The organism is Agrobacterium sp. DKPNP3, assembly GCF_052686535.1.
Genome location: NZ_JBQYSN010000014.1, coordinates 1 through 17,737 on the forward strand (window position 1 = coordinate 1; position 17,737 = coordinate 17,737).

A 17,737-nucleotide genomic window follows, 5' to 3' on the forward strand; every position below is an offset into this window, starting at 1 on the left:
GAAGCTTGCGACGCCCTCCGCCGTCGGCACGCCAGCGATTTCGCCCGTTGCTGCATTCAAGCTCAAGCCGCTCGGAAGCGTGCCGCTGACGGCGTACTGATAGGGTGCACGTCCACCTGAAACCGAGATGATGGCCGTGTAAGGTACGGCAGTAAAAGCATCGGCCAGTCGTCCGGGAGCGGGCGAAAAAACAAGTGTCGTTGCGGTCACATTGATATTGACTGTCGCCGGCGCAGACGTACCACTGACATTGGTCGCAGTGTAGGTAAAGCTGTCCTGACCGGTATAGCCCGGCGCCGGCGTGTAGCTGATCGTGGTTCCAGTTGCGGTCGCCGTTCCATGCGCCGGTGCAGTCGCAACACTAACCGTGGTCGCTGCGCCGCCCGTTATGTCAAGAGGAAGGACGTTGTTGGATGAATCCGGCAGGATCGTGACCGAAACATCGTTTGCAATGGGCGCCGCTGGGTTGACCGTGAAACTACGCGTTACCTGCGTTGCGGCGAGGTAATTGTCGTTACCTGGCTGATCCGCGTTGATCGTGCAGGTTCCGGTCGACACAAATGCCAAGATGCCGGTCGTTGTAACCGTGCAGACGGCTGTGGTGCTGGATGTGAAGACAGGCGTCAGGCCGGAATCGCTTGTCGCTGTCAGAGTGGGCGTCGTACCGAATGTCTGCGTGCCGGGATTAGCGAACGTTATCGTTTGGGTTCCACGCGGCGTAATGCTATTTGATGCTGTCGAGGCAGAGCCGAACCCTACACTGTTTTCGGCTGTAACGGTGAAGGTGTAGCTTAGGCCGTTAGTGAGACCGGTAACAATGATTGGACTGCTCTGCCCCCTTACAGGCGCTACATCTGCGGGGATTGTGGTTACTACGTAGGACGAAACAGAGGTGCCGCCGGTTTTCTGCGGAGGCTGAAACGATACCGATGCCTGCGTATCGCCAGCGGTTGCAGAGACGCCTGTCGGCGCATCGGGAACGGTGGGGGCGACGTTGATGGAATAGGCCCGGCTACCTGTTTCGCCATTTGCATCTGTTGCGGTAATGGTGAAGGCCGTATTCTCAGCTGCTAACGGCGTACCGGAGACCACGCCAGCGGACGACAGTGTCAAGCCATACGGGAGAGCCCCCGTGGTTACCGAAAGGACTAGGGGGAGAGCGCCACCCGAGGCAGTCAGTGTCTGGTTGTAGGCGGTATCATAGGTTGCCGCGGGAAGACTGGTCGGATTGATTTCGATAACGGGAGCGGCGATTGCCATCGAATAGGATTGCGAGCCGGTGCCGCCCGTGGAATCCGTTGCGGTCACTGTAAAAGGGAAATTGCCGCTTCGGGTAGGGGTGCCGCTGAGTTCACCGTTGGTTGTCAGTGAGAGACCGGGGGGAAGCGCGCCAGCCGACACCGCAAAAGTGTGTGGCGCGGTGCCACCACCCGCGGAGAGGGTAATCGGCCCATAGGACTGCTGATAAACAGGGTTTGAAATCGTGACCGGCGTAATTCTTACCGGGTCATAGGTCACACTGTTGTCTGAACTTGTGGACGCTTCGTTTGGAAGCCCCGCCGGCGTCATCACGCTTCCGGCCGCAATTGCTGCAGTGACAGTTCCGGCGCGGCTCATTCCGGTTACCGCAACCCGGTAACTCGGGCCTGAGCCCGTGATCGCGACATTGGTCGCTCCTGCGGTGCCGGAAAGCTGAATGTCGGCTGCGGAAAAACCGACGATCGGCTTGTCAAAAACGACATCAAACAGGATTGGAGAGCGAGAGGTCGGATCTGCCTGAGTGGCGGCCTGATTGATCGTCACCGTTGGATTAGTGTCCACCGTATGGCTTGAGCCGGAACCTGTACCCGTGCTGCAACCGCCGCCGCCTGAATAGGATGCGTTTACCTGATAGGTGCCGGACGCAAGGGTCGTGGTACGAAATGTGGCGGACGACGCCGGGCTGACTGGCCCTGTCGGCGACAGGCCGAGATTTGCAGATTGCGAACCGATGGAAATGTTGACGCTGCCTGAAGGTGATTGGCCGGCGTTGCAACCCATCGAGGAGACCATCGCGGTCACGGCGACTTCTTGTCCGGGTATTGAAGGATTTGGCGACGATGTCACCGAAATGACAACGGGTCCGCCATCAACTGCTCGAACGACAGTCGGATTACTTTGGAACGACACAGGGATGCCGCCAAGTCTGAGGCCGGTGAATGAGGCTAGTTCCGTGAATTGGCCGGACATGACATCCATAGCATCCACTTGATAAGTAGCCGTGCAGAAAAGCTGCGCTCCGGTTCCTGTTGGGCTGTTGAATGGGTTACAGGAGATGTCCCTTTCCTTGATGGACGTCTTAGCGGGATCTAGCGTTGTTAAACTGTATGAGCCGGTGTCAATGACGAAGTCAAAGCGGACGGTGTCGCCGACCCGAGTGAACGTGTCGGGAGTGGCCGTCATCGAAACAGATTGAGCGAGGCTGGCCGTTACCGAAACGGTAACGAGCGCCAGGGCAAGCGAAGCCGACGTCAGTATCCCGTAAAAACTCGACGCCGCACCACGGGCAACGTCACTCCACCAACTACGCCCGCTGCCCATATGCCCCCCAGCATTAGAATGTGCGAATATGCGAGACTTTGCTAGAGATGATTGGAGGTGGGAGTCAACCTTTGCTTGAATAAATCACAGGTGCTTCTTGCTATTTGCGGACAGCGTGTCGTTTTTGCCCCATCTGAAGGCGAAAAGTCGGTGCAACGATGAGGATTTCTGTTCACCGCCCGGCCCGTTCCACCATATCCACCCAATCCTGAAGCGCTCTTCGAATTGCCGAATCCGCATCTTCACCGCGGGTGAACGCCCACCACGTGTGCGCGCCCTGCCAGACGGCAGCCATCTGCCAGCCGAGACTTGCTGCGGTTTCTTCATCTTTCGAAACCCGGCGCCCCAGCGATTGTGCGAGAATCTCGCCCCAGAGGGCACCTTTCGCCCTGAGTTTCGGATTGCGGATATCTTCTCTAAGCAGCAGGAGCCCGTCACAGGCGTTCCGTTCTGCAGCGTCGCCCGGCATAAGTCGCATCAGCAGGGATATCGCGCCCAGTGGGGTCAACGGCTCCTCCTCGTCCGCTGTCCGCGTCTGCGTCAGCAGGTTGTCCCATGCGCGCATCAGCACAGACTCCACGAGGTCTTCGCGGTTGCCGTAGCGCTGTACCAGCGTAGCGGCAGAGAGGCCACTGGCTTTGGCCGCGGCAGCAAAGGTCAGGCCGTCAGGCCCTGTCTGCAACATCAGCGGCAGCAGGGCGTCAAGTACCTCTTCATCGGAAACAAGCTTGTGTCTTGGCATGAGGATATTTATAAACGTATATTCATTTATAAATCAAGGAGGGTGGGATGGCAATCATTCGTGGATATATAGCTGCCAGTCTGGACGGCTTGATCGTAGCGGGAGACGGGTCTCTCGACTGGCTCTACAAGTATGACGACATGAACCTCGGCGAGCATGATTATCGCCTGTTCCTGAAGGGGATAAGGACCGTGGTCATGGGGCGGGCGACCTATGATTTCATTGCCGGGGAGCAGAGCCCCTGGGCCTATGACGGCCACCGTGTCATCGTCGTCACGTCGCGGCCGATCGAGCAGCCGAAAGGCGCGCTGGAAGTGCGCGCCGACCTGGATTCGCTGATCGAGGAACTGCGTGCTCTCGATGACGGCGATGTCTGGATGCTCGGCGGGGGCCGGCTGCAGATGGCCTTCATGGAGCGCGGCGCGCTGGATGAGATCGAAATATATGTGATCCCGGAAATGCTCGGCTCCGGCCAGCCTCTCTTTCCTCTGACCGGTTATCGGGCAAGCCCGACGCTGATAAGTGCAACGGCAATCGACAAGGGCTGTGTGAGATTGCATTACCGCTTTTCATGACGCTCCGGCGACCAGGAACCGCAGCGGCCAGGATGAGACTCAAAGCCCCAGGAATTTGAAAGGTGGAGCCTCCTTCAGGCTGTCATTCGCCATGCCGGAATAGATATGGATCTGATTGGGGCCCAGGTCGAGTTTCTTCACCGTACCCGTCTCTTTGGAAAGATCGAGCTTCGTCAGGTCAATCCAGAAAATATTCGGTGTCAGCGCGGATTCGAAGAAATACAGCTTGCGCTTGTGATCGATCACCGTGCGCCAGCGCGTGGAGGATATGTTGGGCTGGTCCGGGGCCGTGATGCCGTAAGGAACGGAGACGTTGCGGATGACACTGAACACGCTTGCGATGGCTTCGACCGGGTTTTCGCTTTTGGGTATTGCGTTTGCGTAAAAGGATGCGCGGGCGAAACGGTCGGACGCGCGGTTCGTGCCCGGCAGCATGACGGTGCCGCCAATCTGCTTCCAGTATTCGTTCAATGCCAACTGATGGTCGAAAGTCGGCGAATTGGTCATCACCTGATACTGGCGGCCGTGATGGATGACCTGCTTGCCATCGATATATTCAACGATCGCACTGTCGCCACTCCCATCGGAGAGCGATAGATGCAGTGTCGCCAGACGCTCTTCGCCGGGGACATTATCAGTCACGATCGTGAACGGGTTTTTCTCGAGCGCACGCACCGCTTCCTCCACGGTCGCGAAATTGTCGAGTACATATTGCGCCCATGCTGCGATAGACAAGCCCGGAGATTTCCCGTCATAGACGGGATAACTCGACTCAACGAGCCAGAGAACGTTGGCCGCCAGGCCTGCCTCGTTCATGCCGTCCGTCGTGGAAATGTCGTAACCCGATGCAATGACGCTGCCATATTTAGAGGTCCATTTTATGGAATTCGGACCGGCCTCACCGGAACGTTCCATGCCGCGGGGGAAAGCCCAGATATTTGTCCCCACATCCGTTTTCCAGTCCATCGAACGGGCCGTCATCACCTGATTATTTTCGCCCAGATAAACGAAACGCGTGCAGGCTTCCGCAACTGACGTGGTGAGCGTGGCGATGGAAAACATGGCGGCGGTGAAGGCAGAGAAAAGCGGCAGGGTCTTCGGGCGCATTTAAACGTCTCCGGTGCTTTCGGTACAAGATACAGCGTATGATAGAAGATCGGACTTGTTGGCGGGAGTCAAATAGGTTTAGCTACGGGCAATTAGTTGGGGAGAAGGCATTGCTAAAATTATCGGTTTTTGCGGTCTTTATGGCCTTTTCCGCAACTGCCGCCTCAGGCGCGGATGAGGTTCGTGCCGCGCCCGCAACGGTTGATGGAGCCGATTGGGCGTTTCAGGCCACGGGTTATCTGTGGGCCACTGGTTTGAACGGCAACATCTCGCCGTTCCGGCGGGCGCCCACGCTTCATGTCGAAAAATCCTTCTCCGACGTGATGGAGGATCTCAACTTCGGCGGGTTTCTTAACGTCTGGGGCCGTTATGACCGCTTCGTCCTTTCCGGCGACATCATGTATGTCGATACTACGGACAGCAAGGCGGCCGGGCCGCTGCCAGCGTTGCAGATTCCCGGTTTACCAACCTTGCCGGCCGGCGCTGCAATCGATGCAGATGTAGACACGCAGGAATTCATGGCGACGCTGCAGGCCGGGTACCGCATCGTTGACGCAGATGGATTTTCGCTGGACGCGCTGGCCGGGGCTCGCTTCTGGCATATTTCCAATGAGGTGGCGGTGACCGCCAGCCATCCCCTAATCGGCAGCGTGTCCGCCACCCACAAGGAAAGTTTTGGCTGGATAGATCCCGTCATCGGCGCACGCGCTTTTTTCAGCCTGACGGATAAGCTGTCCGTTCAGGGGCAGGTGGATATCGGCGGCTTTGGCGCGGGATCCGATCTCACCTGGTCAGCCTTGGCTACGGTCAACTACATCTTCACCGACACATTGTCCGTCTCGGCAGGCTATAAGGTGCTCGATGTCGATTATTCAGACGATGGTTATGTTTTTGATTCCCGATTGAGCGGGCCTGTGATGGGCCTAACTTACCGGTTCTAGTCATTGTTTGTCTCAGTCTCCGCCATAATGGGTCCACGGCCCAGAAGACGGAGGCGACCGGCGCAACAGCTAGTTAATGCTATGTAGCAGTCAGCGCTAGCTAACGGCTCAATCCAAGCCCGCGAGACCGGTTCATTTGCTGTTTCAGCGTATAGTCATGACTAAGCTCGGCATGGCGTGTCCGATCCACTATGCGGGCGATCGTCTTAATCTGCTCGGTCTGTTTTGCCAGCTCCGGGCGTGCCGCAAGCTCCTCGGCGAACCTGCGAGGATCGGAACTACCAAAGCGCCGGGTGAGCGCTTCGGCCACCAGCGTGGCCTCATCAAGCGCGGTCCGGCCCTCAGGCGATGATCGCAGTTCTTTGATGAACTTGCTTCGCCTCTCGACCGGCATTTTCTCCACCTGGCTGATGATCTCGGCACTACGCGGCGTGAGGCCTGGCACCTCGATCTTGTCACGCTTGTCGCGCTGCCATTGTTCGCTTTGACGTTCTTCGCCAAGCCGGCGCTCCCATGCCTCGGAGACATAGCCGATATGGGCCGACAGAGACCTGGCATATTGCAACGCCTCCTTCCGCTCCTTGCTGTTTCCGAACAGACCCGACTTGCCGCGTAGCTCCCCGAAGCGCTCTGGCTGCTCCGCCATGGCCTTCGCCATGATCTTGCCATTGCCTTCCTTGTCGGTCATCGCGGTGCGCAGTCTTGCTGCGACCTCGGCCGGATCACGGAACGCACGCCGCACTAGCGATTCCACCGTATCGAACCTCTGATCGATAACGGACATCGCCCTTTGTTGCGCCACCTCTTCGACGCTGCGGTCGTATCGGGTGATGGCTGGCACAAGCGGAGTGGGCTTACCGGGTTCCAGTGACGATTGCTGGCCGACAGTTTCTGTGGGGGCAGGGAAGGCGCCGCCTTGCGACATGAGGTCGGACCACCTGATGCGGCGATATCCTTTATTATCCTCTGTCCGGTCGTCCCGCTGTCCGTCATCGATATCTCCGGCGACCGAATTGCGAGGGTCTACGCGGTGAGCAGGACCGGGCAGATCGCCGGCAGGTTCCTCGTCAACCTGCTGACGCTCTGATGGCCGACCATGTTGCTCCCGTTGCAGATGGGCCGCACGGGACAAAACCTGTTGGCGCTCATTCCGGTCGGAAGCAAGTTCGATCTCGCTTTTGAGCCCGAGCTGCTCCGCGATCCCTTGGTCGCCTGCGATTCCCTGGTCGCTGGCAATCCATCGGTGGCTGGCGATCCCGCGCCGCTCGGCAAAGTCGCTGATGTAATCCAGCGTGGTTTCCTTGGCGCCGGAACGCGACAGGCGGCTTGCCAGCTTCTGGTAGGCGAGTTCATCACCCTTGACGACACGCCATGCATTGCGCTCGGCCTGCGTGCCGTCCGGAAGGGTGACGGGCGTCGCGCCTTCATGCTGCAGAACGATCCTGTCTCCGATCTTAGGTGATGCATCTCGCATGGCCCGCTTGAGGTCGACGCCCCACACCGTGCGCTGATCGCCCTTGTCATTCGCAAGGGTCACAAAATAGCTGTCGCGTGATTGCGGATTATGCTCGTAGGGCGCAACGCCGTGATCAACCAGCCGGCCCGCATTCGTGAACTCCTGGATGTCGGCATAGAGCTGCACGCTGTCGCGATGCCTGGTCATGGCGACATAGGCCAGATGCCGGTCCATGGTGCTGGACGCCAGCACAAAGGCGCGATCGACCGTCGCGCCTTGGTTTTTATGGATCGTCGTCGCATAACCGTGGTCGATCGCCTGGTAGCTGTCCGTGGCAATGCTGACACTGTCGCCGCCTCGACCATCGAGCCGGGCAACGATCCGACCCTTCTCGACATGCTCGACGGTGCCAAGCATGCCGTTTTTGACACCGAGGTCGCGGTTATTTTCGAGGAAGATGATCCGGTCACCAGGAGCGAAAGCGCGTTTGCCGTTACTGGTCTGGAAGGTGAGTTCTCCAACATTCTCACTGTTCCCACGGTCCTCAACCTCCCCACGGTCTCCTCGGTCCGCACCGGCGCTCAGCTCTTGAGTGCTCCCCAGCCTTTGACGGTCCTGAAGTTCGGAGCGGATAGCGGTATTGAGGGCGCGTACATCAGCGCGACGATGCGCCATGGCAACCCGGCTGCCATCGGCACGCCGCTCACTATCGGCAACATAATCACGCACGATCTCTGCCATCGCCGCGTCGCGGCTTTCCGCAAGGTGGATATCGCCGTGATCGCGATAGGCAGCCAAGCCATCTGCCGTCTTGTGGGTGGCAAAGGCAATCGATGCTTCTCGCTGCCAATCATGGCGCTGGCGGCGAATGCCGGAAAGTTCGACGTGGCCGATCTGCTCGGCAATCGCCCTGAAGGGGGCGCCGGCTCCGATTGCCTGGAGCTGTTCATGGTCGCCAACAAGAACGATCTTTGCGCCGCGCTCTTCAGCCTCGCCGATGAACCGGGCAAGCTGACGGCTTCCTACCATGCCGGCCTCGTCGATGACGAACACGTCACGTCGGCCGATTACGCCCCGACCACGGTCCCAACTGTAAGACCATGACGCCAGCGTGCGGCTCTCTATGCCGGAACTTTCCTCAAGACCCTCGGCTGCCTTTCCACTAAGCGCCGCACCATGGACTTGATAACCTTGAGCCTCCCACGCCTCACGCGCTGCTGCCAGCATGGTGGACTTTCCCGCACCGGCAAAACCGACCACGGCGGCGATGCGTTCTCGCCCGGTAATATGCGCAATCGCATAACGCTGTTCGTCCGACAATCCTGAAGAAGGATCGCTCGCGGCCACCATTCCGCCAGAGCTTGTCCGAAGAGCGTGATCCTGCCTTTCCATCGCGCGCTCGACATGGCGCGGATCGACGCCATGGGACTGCGCCTGATGCAGCCGCTCCGCCGATCGCGCCATTGCGAGTTCCAGATTTATCATGTCCCGCGTCGAATAGCGCGCATTGGAGACGTCGCCCGTCTCAGGATCGATGTGCTCAGCCTGGAGTTCGACAAGCGCTGGCGACGCCAAAACAGCGGCAAAGGCGTTCCGGAACGTTTGGGCGTCATCGTTGATATAGCGATGCAAGGTTTTGGCTATATCGTGCCGATCGAACACGTTCTTCTCATGGCTGATCAGCGTCAGAACCTGTTCCGGTTTTTGACGGATCAGTTCGGCATTTTGCCGTGCTGCCTCGTCATCCAGCCGGCCGCGCTCGACGGCCATTCCTTGCTGCTGCATCTGCGAGGCATGCACGCCCATATGTTCGGTCGGCGACAATTCGAGACCGCGCTCAATATGCGAGCGATGATCGATGCGAACATCAAGGCCTTCGCGTTGAAGCTGACGGTTGGCAATGCCTTCCCATGCCTGCCTGACATCGCGAAGCTGCATGTCGGTTGTCGCCATGCCTTGTGTCAGCAGCCGTGCGTTCTTGTGCTCGAGATAAGTTTTCTCACGAAGGCCGGTTCTGCCAACCTGTCGCGTCGTCATCAGCACATGCGCATGGTGGTTCCTGTCATCACCATGCTCACTTGGCGAATGGATGGCAAAATCCACGGCCGCGCCATAGCGGTTTGCAAGATCCCGGGCAAAGGCGCGTGCAGCCTTCAGCCGCCCTTCTGGCGACAGCTCATGCGGAAGCGCGATTTCGAATTCGCGGGCGACGCGGGCATCTTTTCGCCTTTCTGCAAATTCGGCCGCGTTCCACAAAGCCGAACGATCCAGAGCCCAATCGGCAGAAAGACCGTCCGGCAGCACGATCTCTTTATGCTCCACGCCCTCTTTGCGGGTAAAATCATGCACAAGGCCATCGCGATGATTGGTGAGAAGAACCGCGCAACGATAGGCGGCAGACGCCACAGCACTGCGGCCGGATGAGCGCGAGACAGGTTTGGTGCTGAGATGATAAATCGCCAACCGAAATCTCCGATCCGCAAACGGGGAAATTCAGCGCTCAACTGCGGTGCAAGTCGTAAGTGCGCCCTTGTCTCTTTACCGGTGGCGAGGTTAGCAACATCGAAGAGGCATTTCGACTACTAAAAGTAGTAGTCGCCAAGTGGCAATTACTCGTGTTTGAATAGGGACACAAACGCATCAATCAGGGGAGGGCGATAGGTGCAGGTCGATCGCACAAGCGACCAATGACAATCGACAAGGGACGAGGGAGCTGGAACGCGGAGGAAGATGTTGCAGGCGCGGCTCGACAAAACAGGAGCGGGCGCAGGCATTCGATTGGCGGCTGCCAAAAATCGGAGTTTCAAAGAAGTTTACAATGGACCATACAGGATACCGTCCAGAAACGGAGCAGACATGAAGACCAGCCTTGAACATTTGCCGGAGCGAAAGCAACGCGAGCTCGCGCGCGTCGTCGGGATTATCCAGGAAGAGTTTGCTGATCTGGTCGAGCGCTCGAAGTCTGACGCCAAGAAGGATGGCCGTATTTTCAAAATCATTCTGTTCGGTTCTTACGCGCGTGGCACCTGGGTGGATGAACCGCATACGTCAAAAGGCTACCGCTCGGACTTCGACATCCTCGTCATCGTCAGCAACAAGGAACTGGCCGATCCCAAATACTGGGACAAGGCGACAGACAGGCTGATGTGGGACAAGGAGATCGAGACGCCGGTGGGACTCATCATGCACGGCGCTCGCGAGATCAGTAATTTTTTACGTGATGGCCAGTACTTCTTCGTCGACCTCGCCCGCGAAGGTGTTGTTCTTTACGAATTCGACGACAGGCCGCTGGCTGAAGCGAAACCGCTCAGCCCTTCCGATGCACTCAGGGTGGCCGAGGAGCATTTCAGTACCCAGCTTAATAGCGCCAAATTCTTTCGTGAACTCGCTCTATATTCTATCACCCATGATCAGCGAAATCACGCGGCTTTCAATCTTCATCAGGCGGTCGAGACGGCTTACAACTGCTACCTCCTGACACTGACAAATTACTCGCCCGCGTCGCACAACCTCAAATTCTTGCGTGGACTTTCCGAAGGTCGTGACCACCGTTTGATCGACATCTGGCCGCGCGACCGTCAGCGATTTACCACGTGGTACAACATACTGAATGAGGCCTACGTCAAGGCACGCTATTCGAAGCGTTTCGAGGTTTCCGAAGAGGCGCTGACCTGGCTTCAGGAGCGGACGGCGGAACTTCACAAGCTGGTTGAGACGCTCTGCCGTGAGCACATCGAAAAGCTCAAACAGGCCGCGGGACAAGCCGCCGACTGAGCCTTACCGGTGACAGAATAATCCTGAGCTCAGGCAGCAGCCACCGCGGCGTCATGAACCACAGGGTCCAACGGACCCTCACAATCGCAATGTCGATCTCCTCGTAGAAACTGGTCTGTCTTCCAGGAGCAAAGCCGCAGCCAACAACGGCCGTTCCGGTGCGACCGCAATCGAAAGGAACAATCGTGGCAAGGAAAACCATCGAACAGCGCCTGGCTGAACTGGACGCGCAACGGTCCGCGCTCAAGGCCCGTCTTTCGAAAACTGAGCGCAACAACGATATGCGTCGCAAGGTCCTGATCGGCTCGCTCGTTCTGCATCACCTCGAAACCTCGGATGATCAGGAGTTCAGCAAACAACTCGGTGAATGGCTGCGTCGCGAACTGCCGGGCTTTCTGACACGCGACAATGACAAGGCGCTGTTTGCCGATCTGATCGGACAAGTGCAGCCGGGCACAGGAGAGAATGATGCAAGCGGGCGGGGCGCTCCATGAACCGATTACGGCTTGCTTTGGCCGCATTCAAGAACATGATGCGCGCCGCCGCGCGTGATCCGCTTTGGGCATTTCTGGCTTTGCTTGCCATGCCCTTCCGGATCTGGAAGCGGCTTCTTGCATTTATGTTCATACTGTTCAACGTCACCTTTGTGATCGGCATGGTTGGCGGTCATTTCCTCGAGCAAATGGGTTTCGAGCGGGGCTCGCCTGTCTACATCATTCCAGGTCTCTTAACCCTGCTGGCGCTCGCCGTAATCACCTTCTGGTTCATCACCACTCCACTGATTTTGCATTTCGGGGACAGTGACGATGATACTCATGGCTCCGCCCGCTTTGCGACAGACAAGGAGATAGCCGCTCTGACCGCATCCGGTTCCGGCCTCCTGATCGGTCGTGATACGAAAACGGGCAAGCCCCTGCGCTATGATGGTGCGGCCCATCTCCTCACCATGGCGCCGACCCTTACCGGCAAGGGCGTTGGCACGATCATCCCAAACCTGCTGACCGCCGATCGTTCAGTGATCTGCATCGATCCAAAAGGCGAGAATGCAAGGATCACCGGCCGTGCCCGCCAAAAGTTCGGGCCGGTTTATGTGCTCGATCCTTTTGCTGTTACCGGCAGACCTTCGGCAGCCTTCAATCCTCTTGCCATGCTTGATCCCCAAAACCTCGATGTCGCGGAAGACGCCAGTGCGCTTGCCGACGCTCTCGTGTTCGACGAACCGGGAATGGCAGGCGAGGCGCATTGGAACGAGGAGGCAAAAGCATTGATCGCCGGATTGCTGCTCGAGATCGCTGCGGCGGAACCTTTGCGACGCCGGCATCTTGCAACGCTTCGCGAGCATCTCACCCTTGCTCCGGGACAGTTTGCAGCACTGCTCAAGCGTATGCAGGAGAGCGATGCGGCAGGCGGTCTTGTCGCGCGTGCCGCAAACCGCCACCTCGGAAAATCCGATCGCGAAGCCGCAGGCGTGCTGTCCTCGGCTCAACGCCATACGCATTTTCTTGATTCACCGCGCATGACGGCCGTGCTCAGCCGCTCTGATTTCCGGTTCGCTGATCTCAAGCGCAGTAACATGACGGTTTTCCTCGTTCTTCCGCCCGACCGCCTCTCGACCTATTCGCGCTGGCTTCGCCTGCTTGTCTCGCAAAGCCTGCTCGAAATGGCTCGCGATCCGGCAAAGCCGGCGGCACCGGTCCTCTATTTGCTCGATGAGTTCGCATCGCTTGGGCATCTGGCACCAGTCGAACGTGCGATGGGTTTGATGGCGGGTTATGGTGTCCAGCTTTGGCCCATCCTCCAGGACATCCATCAGCTGCGTGCCACATACGGTCACCGCGCCGGAACTTTTCTGTCAAGCGCCGGCGTGCTGCAGGTTTTTGGCGTCAACGATCATGACAGCGCCCGCCTCATCTCTGATTTGCTCGGGCAGGAAACGGTCGTGTTCCAGACGATGGCGAGAGCGCTTGATTCCGATAAGACAGGCATATCCTACAGCGCAGCATACCGGCCGGCCGTTACTCACCCCGGACGAGGTGCGCAATCTTCCAGCGAACGGACAATTGCTGTTCCTGGCCGGGCAACGACCAATTTTCGCTGAGAAGCTTGTCTACTTTGTCGATCCGGAGTTCAGGGAGATGTTTGACGCAGTCTAACGGGATGCACGACGAAAAGGCAGTCCAGCATTTGAGACCTTGTGTACGCGGCCCTCGGGCTCTCTTCGGCGCAATAGGAAGCGGATAGATGAGCCTTCGTCCAAATTGCAGTCCTGTGGCGACGGTGGTATCGCGGCGGAGGGATCGTTTTCGACCGCGAGGTCTAGCATTGGAGTAATGACCTTGACAGGGCACCATAGGAGTCTAGACGGGGTTGCATGATCATCTTGGGAGAATGGAAATGAAAACGCTGGCAGCCGTTTCGGCTTTCGTGGGCAAGACTTTTGCCATCTGGGTTATCCTGTTCGCCGTACTCGGCTTTTTCTTTCCTGACACTTTTAAGCAAATCGCGCCCTGGATCGTCACGCTTCTTTCAATCATCATGTTCGGCATGGGCCTCACCCTTTCGGTCGATGATTTCAGAGAGGTTGTGAAAAGGCCGTTCGATGTAACGATTGGCGTGCTCGGCCAGTTTCTTATCATGCCGCTTCTGGCGGTGCTTCTCACCCGCATCATTCCCATGCCGCCGGAAGTCGCGGCGGGCGTCATTCTGGTCGGCTGCTGCCCGGGCGGCACATCTTCTAATGTCATGACCTATCTCTCCAAGGGCGATGTCGCCTTGTCCGTTGCCTGCACCTCGGTCACCACGCTTGCCGCGCCGCTGGTGACGCCGTTCCTCGTCTGGCTCTTCGCAAGCCAGTTCCTGCCGGTTGACGGCTGGGCCATGTTCCTCAGCATCGTCAAGGTCGTTCTGGTTCCACTCGCTCTCGGCGCCGCCCTGCAGAAGCTGCTGCCTGGTCTCGTCAAGACCGCAGTTCCGGCATTGCCGCTGGTAAGCGTCATCGGCATCGTCCTTATCGTTTCGGCGGTGGTGGGAGGATCCAAGGCGGCCATCGCCCAGTCCGGGCTGATGATTTTTGCCGTCGTGGTTCTGCACAATAGCCTTGGCTATCTGCTCGGTTACCTCGCTGCAAAGGCAACGGGCCTGTCGCTTGCCAAGCGCAAGGCCATTGCGATCGAGGTCGGCATGCAGAATTCGGGCCTTGGTGCAGCACTTGCCACGGCCTATTTTTCGCCTCTCGCTGCCGTTCCGAGCGCCATTTTCAGCGTCTGGCACAATATTTCCGGCGCAATCCTCGCGAACTGGTTTTCGGGCCGGGTGGACGCAGGCTCCGCCAACAAAACCGCCTGAAGCTCCGCATTTGTCAGGCCGCCCGTCGTTCAGGCGGCCTGACCGTGCCTTAGAACGGCACGGTCTGACATGCTACGGCCGGTGGATTAAGCCGGGCGAAGCCCTCCTGGCGCTGATACGGGAAATGCGGATAGGGAGCAGTCGTCTCGCTGGCCTCGTCCAGCGTCGCTACCTGCGCCGATGTCAGCTCCCATCCCACAGCATCGAGATTCTGGCGAAGCTGTTCCTCATTACGCGCGCCGATAATAACAGTGGAAACAGTCGGGCGTCTGAGCAACCAGTTAAGAGCGACCTGAGGCACGGTCCGGCCTGCCTCCTTCGCAACAGCGTCGAGCGCATCGATGACGCGGTAAAGGACTTCATCATTGACCGGCGGGCCGAAGCCGGCGGTTTCATGCAGGCGGCTGCCTTCAGGCAGCAGTGCGCCGCGACGGATTTTTCCGGTCAGTCGCCCCCAGCCAAGCGGGCTCCAGACCATGGCTCCAAGGCCCTGATCCGCGCCGAGCGGCATCAGATCCCATTCGTAGTCGCGGCCAACTAGGGAATAATAGACCTGGTTGACCACATAACGCGGCCAGCCATATCTGTCCGCGACATCAAGCGATTTCATGATCTGCCAGCCGGAAAAATTCGAGGTACCGGTATATCGCACCTTGCCCGACCGGACGAGCGTGTCGAGCGTCGAGAGCACCTCATCAATTGGCGTAAAGGCATCGAAGGCGTGGAGCTGAAGGATATCGATATAATCGGTCTTAAGGCGGCGCAGGGCGTCATCCACCGCGCGAAGTAGTCGGAAACGGGGCGATCCAGCGTCGTTTGGCCCGTCACCCATCGGCAGGCTGGTCTTGGTTGAGATAAGAACGCCGTCGCGCTTTCCCTTGACGGCTTCGCCGAGCACTTCCTCGGACGCGACATTAGAATAGACATCGGCGGTATCAAACAGGTTCACACCTGCTTCCAGACAGATATCGATCAGGCGGCGGGCTTCTGCGGCATCTGAATTGCCCCAGTTGCTGAAGAGAGGGCCAGAACCGCCGAAGGTTCCGGTACCGAAACTCAAGACCGGCACTTTCAGGCCGGATTGGCCGAGATGGCGATATTCCATGGGGCGTTCCTTTGTTGCTTCGAAATGGTCGCGGGTGGGGCTATGGCCGCGCCGCGCTCTGTCCATCCCGTCATTATCTGGCAGATGAAGATTGCGATGCGTTGCAATCGCTGTCTTAAGATAGACGCCTGCTTTTCAATGAAATAGAATGCCGAAACTATTATCACTTGTGAGATGAAGTCACATGGCGCGCTTAGAAGTCAACCGGGCAGGGGAGATGGAAATTTTTGTGCGGGTTGTCGAGCTTGGTGGTTTTTCCCGTGCGGCCGCTGCGGCTAACATGACGCCTTCCGCCGTGAGCAAGCTGATAGCGCGGCTGGAAAGCCGCCTTGGTGCGCGCCTGCTCAACCGTTCCACCCGTCAGCTTCAGATCACCCCCGAGGGCTGCGCCTTCTATGAGCGGGCCACCCGCATCCTCGCCGATCTTGAAGAGGCCGAACGCGCCGCCGGCTTGGGCGAGCAGCCTGTCGGCCGCGTTCGGATCAACACCAGCGCATCCTATGCAACGCATGTTCTTGCGCCCATCCTGCCACGCTTTCTCGCGCTTTATCCCAATATCACGCTCGATATCGTCCAGACGGATCTCGTGGTCGATCTTCTTGCGGAGCGTATGGATGTCGCGGTCAGGGCGGGGCCGCTGAAAAGCTCCAGCCTCGTTGCCCGCAAACTCGGCGAGACAAGGATGATCATCGCCGCCGCCCCTGACTATCTGGAGCGCTGCGGTGTGCCGCAAACAATCACCGATCTGGAAGATCACAATCGTCTAGGGTTTGGTTATGCCCGGTCAGTCGACGGATGGCCGTTGCGGGACGACGGCAAGACCGTCGTGATCCCGGCAACGGGACGCGTGCAGGTAAGCGATGGCGAGGGTCTTCGCCGTCTTGCTCTTGCCGGTGTCGGGCTAGTGCGTCTTGCCTCTTTCACCGTGATAGACGATATCGCCGCCGGCCAGCTGGTCCCGGTGCTCGATCATCTCGATACGGGCGAAACGGAGATGTTTCATGCCGTCTGTGTCGGCCAACGCGGGCCGCTTCCCTCACGCATCCGGGCGCTGCTCGATTTTCTGGGTGAATACGGGCGGGTGAAATAAAACGACGCAAACAGATAACGGTTGGAACCGGCGCCTGTTTGCTTCTCATGCCTGGGGATCGGGCGCGTGTGATCGTATCCGTTAGGCTGGCGGCTTAATCTTTCGGACCTGACAATGTGAAAGCACCAACTGATTCCAGACTAATGCCGGTCTCGCCAGAAAGTACACTCGGCAACGCACCGCAGAGGCTGCCCGTCGTCACCACTTGGCCTGCTCTCAGCATATGTCCTGTGTTGAGTGCGGCGTTGGCGAAGGCGAGAAGCGGCGCCAACGGATCAATATTCGGGTGTTTTACCTTGGCATTGAAGATCTGCACTGGACCTTCGGTGACGATGAGCAGCGGTAGGTCATCGCTATTAGCCGCAAAAACATCCACGATGCGCTTGTCCACTTCCGGCCCGAGGGCGAAACCGTGGTTGGCGAGGCGATCTGCCAGAAAGAGCGGAAACGGAACCTGATTTTTCTCTTCCAGCCTGTATCGGAGAAGCTCGACACCAAGATGCACCTTGTCGATATACTGCATCATATCCGCCTTGGTGAGCTGCCTTTCAGCGGCGGCGGGAATATCGGCAGCGAGCGTAAAGCATATCTCGACTTCAATTCCCTCCGTTCCATCTAACGGGAAGGAAGCGAGATTGGCATCGTTCACCCGGCAGCAATCGAAGATGCCGGGCGGATCGCCAGCTTCCAGACGCCGATCGGTTTTCCCAAATATCCTGCAAAGTCTCGCTGAACCGCCATCGCCTCTGCAAGCGTGCCCGGAACGAGGCCCTCCGCCTCCAGCTCAGCTAAAGCAATTCTATCACCCTCCCGGCTTGCCTTTGCAAAACGCTCCGCCAGTTTTTCGATCGCCGTCATTCCGCTCATGTCTCCTGATGATCTCGCGCGCCGAACGCTGCCACGATTTGGCGCGGTCTGCCAAGGCCATCAAGGCTGAGTACAGTTCCGACTTTGCGGAGGACGATTCTTCAGCATGGCTGCGGAATCGTCACGACTTTTTCAACGACATGAGGCAGCCGGCC

Annotated in this window: 11 protein-coding genes and 2 pseudogenes; 7 read left to right on the forward strand and 6 right to left on the reverse strand. The window is 58.3% G+C overall.

The genetic code is table 11. The features are described 5' to 3' along the window. Nucleotides 1–2,580: putative Ig domain-containing protein (locus ACUTJJ_RS06215; RefSeq protein WP_445541654.1), on the reverse strand; the 2,580-nt coding region annotated here is incomplete at its 3' end. A gap of 172 nt (nucleotides 2,581–2,752) precedes the next feature. Beyond that, complete coding sequence (locus tag ACUTJJ_RS06220; protein WP_445541655.1) at nucleotides 2,753–3,322, reverse strand: TetR/AcrR family transcriptional regulator; 570 nt, start codon at nucleotides 3,320–3,322, stop codon at nucleotides 2,753–2,755. A gap of 47 nt (nucleotides 3,323–3,369) precedes the next feature. Between ACUTJJ_RS06220 and ACUTJJ_RS06225 the strand changes: the two genes are divergently transcribed. Then, nucleotides 3,370–3,897 (forward strand): dihydrofolate reductase family protein, encoded by a 528-nt coding sequence (locus ACUTJJ_RS06225; protein WP_004438981.1) that lies wholly within the window; start codon nucleotides 3,370–3,372, stop codon nucleotides 3,895–3,897. Between the two features lie 39 nt (nucleotides 3,898–3,936). On the opposite strand, the gene ACUTJJ_RS06230 is transcribed toward ACUTJJ_RS06225, so the two are convergent. After that, complete coding sequence (locus ACUTJJ_RS06230; RefSeq protein WP_445541656.1) at nucleotides 3,937–5,004, reverse strand: linear amide C-N hydrolase; 1,068 nt, start codon at nucleotides 5,002–5,004, stop codon at nucleotides 3,937–3,939. A 140-nt stretch (nucleotides 5,005–5,144) separates the two neighbouring features. On the opposite strand from ACUTJJ_RS06230, the gene ACUTJJ_RS06235 reads away from it, so the two are divergent. Further along, nucleotides 5,145–5,945, forward strand: coding sequence for a hypothetical protein (locus ACUTJJ_RS06235; protein WP_080843264.1), 801 nt, complete (start codon nucleotides 5,145–5,147; stop codon nucleotides 5,943–5,945). 100 nt (nucleotides 5,946–6,045) lie between these two features. Here ACUTJJ_RS06235 and traA read toward each other — a convergent pair whose 3' ends face one another. Beyond that, nucleotides 6,046–9,864, reverse strand: a complete 3,819-nt coding sequence (gene traA / locus ACUTJJ_RS06240; protein ID WP_445541657.1) for a Ti-type conjugative transfer relaxase TraA — start codon at nucleotides 9,862–9,864, stop codon at nucleotides 6,046–6,048. Nucleotides 9,865–10,257: 393 nt separating this feature from the next. Between traA and ACUTJJ_RS06245 the strand changes: the two genes are divergently transcribed. The 4 genes and pseudogenes from ACUTJJ_RS06245 (at nucleotide 10,258) to ACUTJJ_RS06260 (ending at nucleotide 14,520) form a co-directional block, all read left to right on the forward strand. Next, a complete protein-coding gene (locus ACUTJJ_RS06245; protein WP_445541691.1) occupies nucleotides 10,258–11,175 on the forward strand; it encodes a nucleotidyltransferase and HEPN domain-containing protein in 918 nt (305 codons plus the stop codon). 185 nt (nucleotides 11,176–11,360) lie between these two features. Further along, entirely contained in the window at nucleotides 11,361–11,669 is a 309-nt protein-coding gene (locus ACUTJJ_RS06250) for a mobilization protein (RefSeq protein WP_445541658.1), read from the forward strand. Continuing rightward, nucleotides 11,666–13,328: pseudogene (locus ACUTJJ_RS06255) on the forward strand (type IV secretory system conjugative DNA transfer family protein). Before ACUTJJ_RS06250 ends, ACUTJJ_RS06255 begins: the two are co-directional and overlap by 4 nt. Before the next feature lie 241 nt (nucleotides 13,329–13,569). Beyond that, the gene (locus tag ACUTJJ_RS06260; RefSeq protein ID WP_445541659.1) at nucleotides 13,570–14,520 is read left to right on the forward strand and encodes a bile acid:sodium symporter family protein; all 951 of its coding nucleotides are present in this window, start codon (nucleotides 13,570–13,572) and stop codon (nucleotides 14,518–14,520) included. A 49-nt stretch (nucleotides 14,521–14,569) separates the two neighbouring features. Here ACUTJJ_RS06260 and ACUTJJ_RS06265 read toward each other — a convergent pair whose 3' ends face one another. Beyond that, nucleotides 14,570–15,625, reverse strand: coding sequence for an aldo/keto reductase (locus tag ACUTJJ_RS06265; RefSeq protein WP_445541660.1), 1,056 nt, complete (start codon nucleotides 15,623–15,625; stop codon nucleotides 14,570–14,572). 184 nt (nucleotides 15,626–15,809) lie between these two features. On the opposite strand from ACUTJJ_RS06265, the gene ACUTJJ_RS06270 reads away from it, so the two are divergent. Next, on the forward strand, nucleotides 15,810–16,715 hold the full coding sequence (locus tag ACUTJJ_RS06270; protein ID WP_445541661.1) for a LysR family transcriptional regulator: 906 nt from the start codon (nucleotides 15,810–15,812) through the stop codon (nucleotides 16,713–16,715). 94 nt (nucleotides 16,716–16,809) lie between these two features. On the opposite strand, the pseudogene ACUTJJ_RS06275 reads toward ACUTJJ_RS06270, so the two are convergent. Further along, nucleotides 16,810–17,573: pseudogene (locus ACUTJJ_RS06275) on the reverse strand (2-keto-4-pentenoate hydratase). Nucleotides 17,574–17,737: the final 164 nt, after the last annotated feature.

Excerpts from the sequence above, each read along its gene's own strand:
- ACUTJJ_RS06225 (WP_004438981.1), top strand. The coding sequence starts at position 3,370 with ATGGCAATCATTCGTGGATATATAGCTGCCAGTCTGGACGGCTTGATC.
- ACUTJJ_RS06265 (WP_445541660.1), bottom strand. The coding sequence starts at position 15,625 with ATGGAATATCGCCATCTCGGCCAATCCGGCCTGAAAGTGCCGGTCTTG.
- ACUTJJ_RS06245 (WP_445541691.1), top strand. The coding sequence starts at position 10,258 with ATGAAGACCAGCCTTGAACATTTGCCGGAGCGAAAGCAACGCGAGCTC.
- ACUTJJ_RS06260 (WP_445541659.1), top strand. The coding sequence starts at position 13,570 with ATGAAAACGCTGGCAGCCGTTTCGGCTTTCGTGGGCAAGACTTTTGCC.
- ACUTJJ_RS06220 (WP_445541655.1), bottom strand. The coding sequence starts at position 3,322 with ATGCCAAGACACAAGCTTGTTTCCGATGAAGAGGTACTTGACGCCCTG.
- ACUTJJ_RS06230 (WP_445541656.1), bottom strand. The coding sequence starts at position 5,004 with ATGCGCCCGAAGACCCTGCCGCTTTTCTCTGCCTTCACCGCCGCCATG.
- ACUTJJ_RS06235 (WP_080843264.1), top strand. The coding sequence starts at position 5,145 with ATGGCCTTTTCCGCAACTGCCGCCTCAGGCGCGGATGAGGTTCGTGCC.
- ACUTJJ_RS06270 (WP_445541661.1), top strand. The coding sequence starts at position 15,810 with ATGGCGCGCTTAGAAGTCAACCGGGCAGGGGAGATGGAAATTTTTGTG.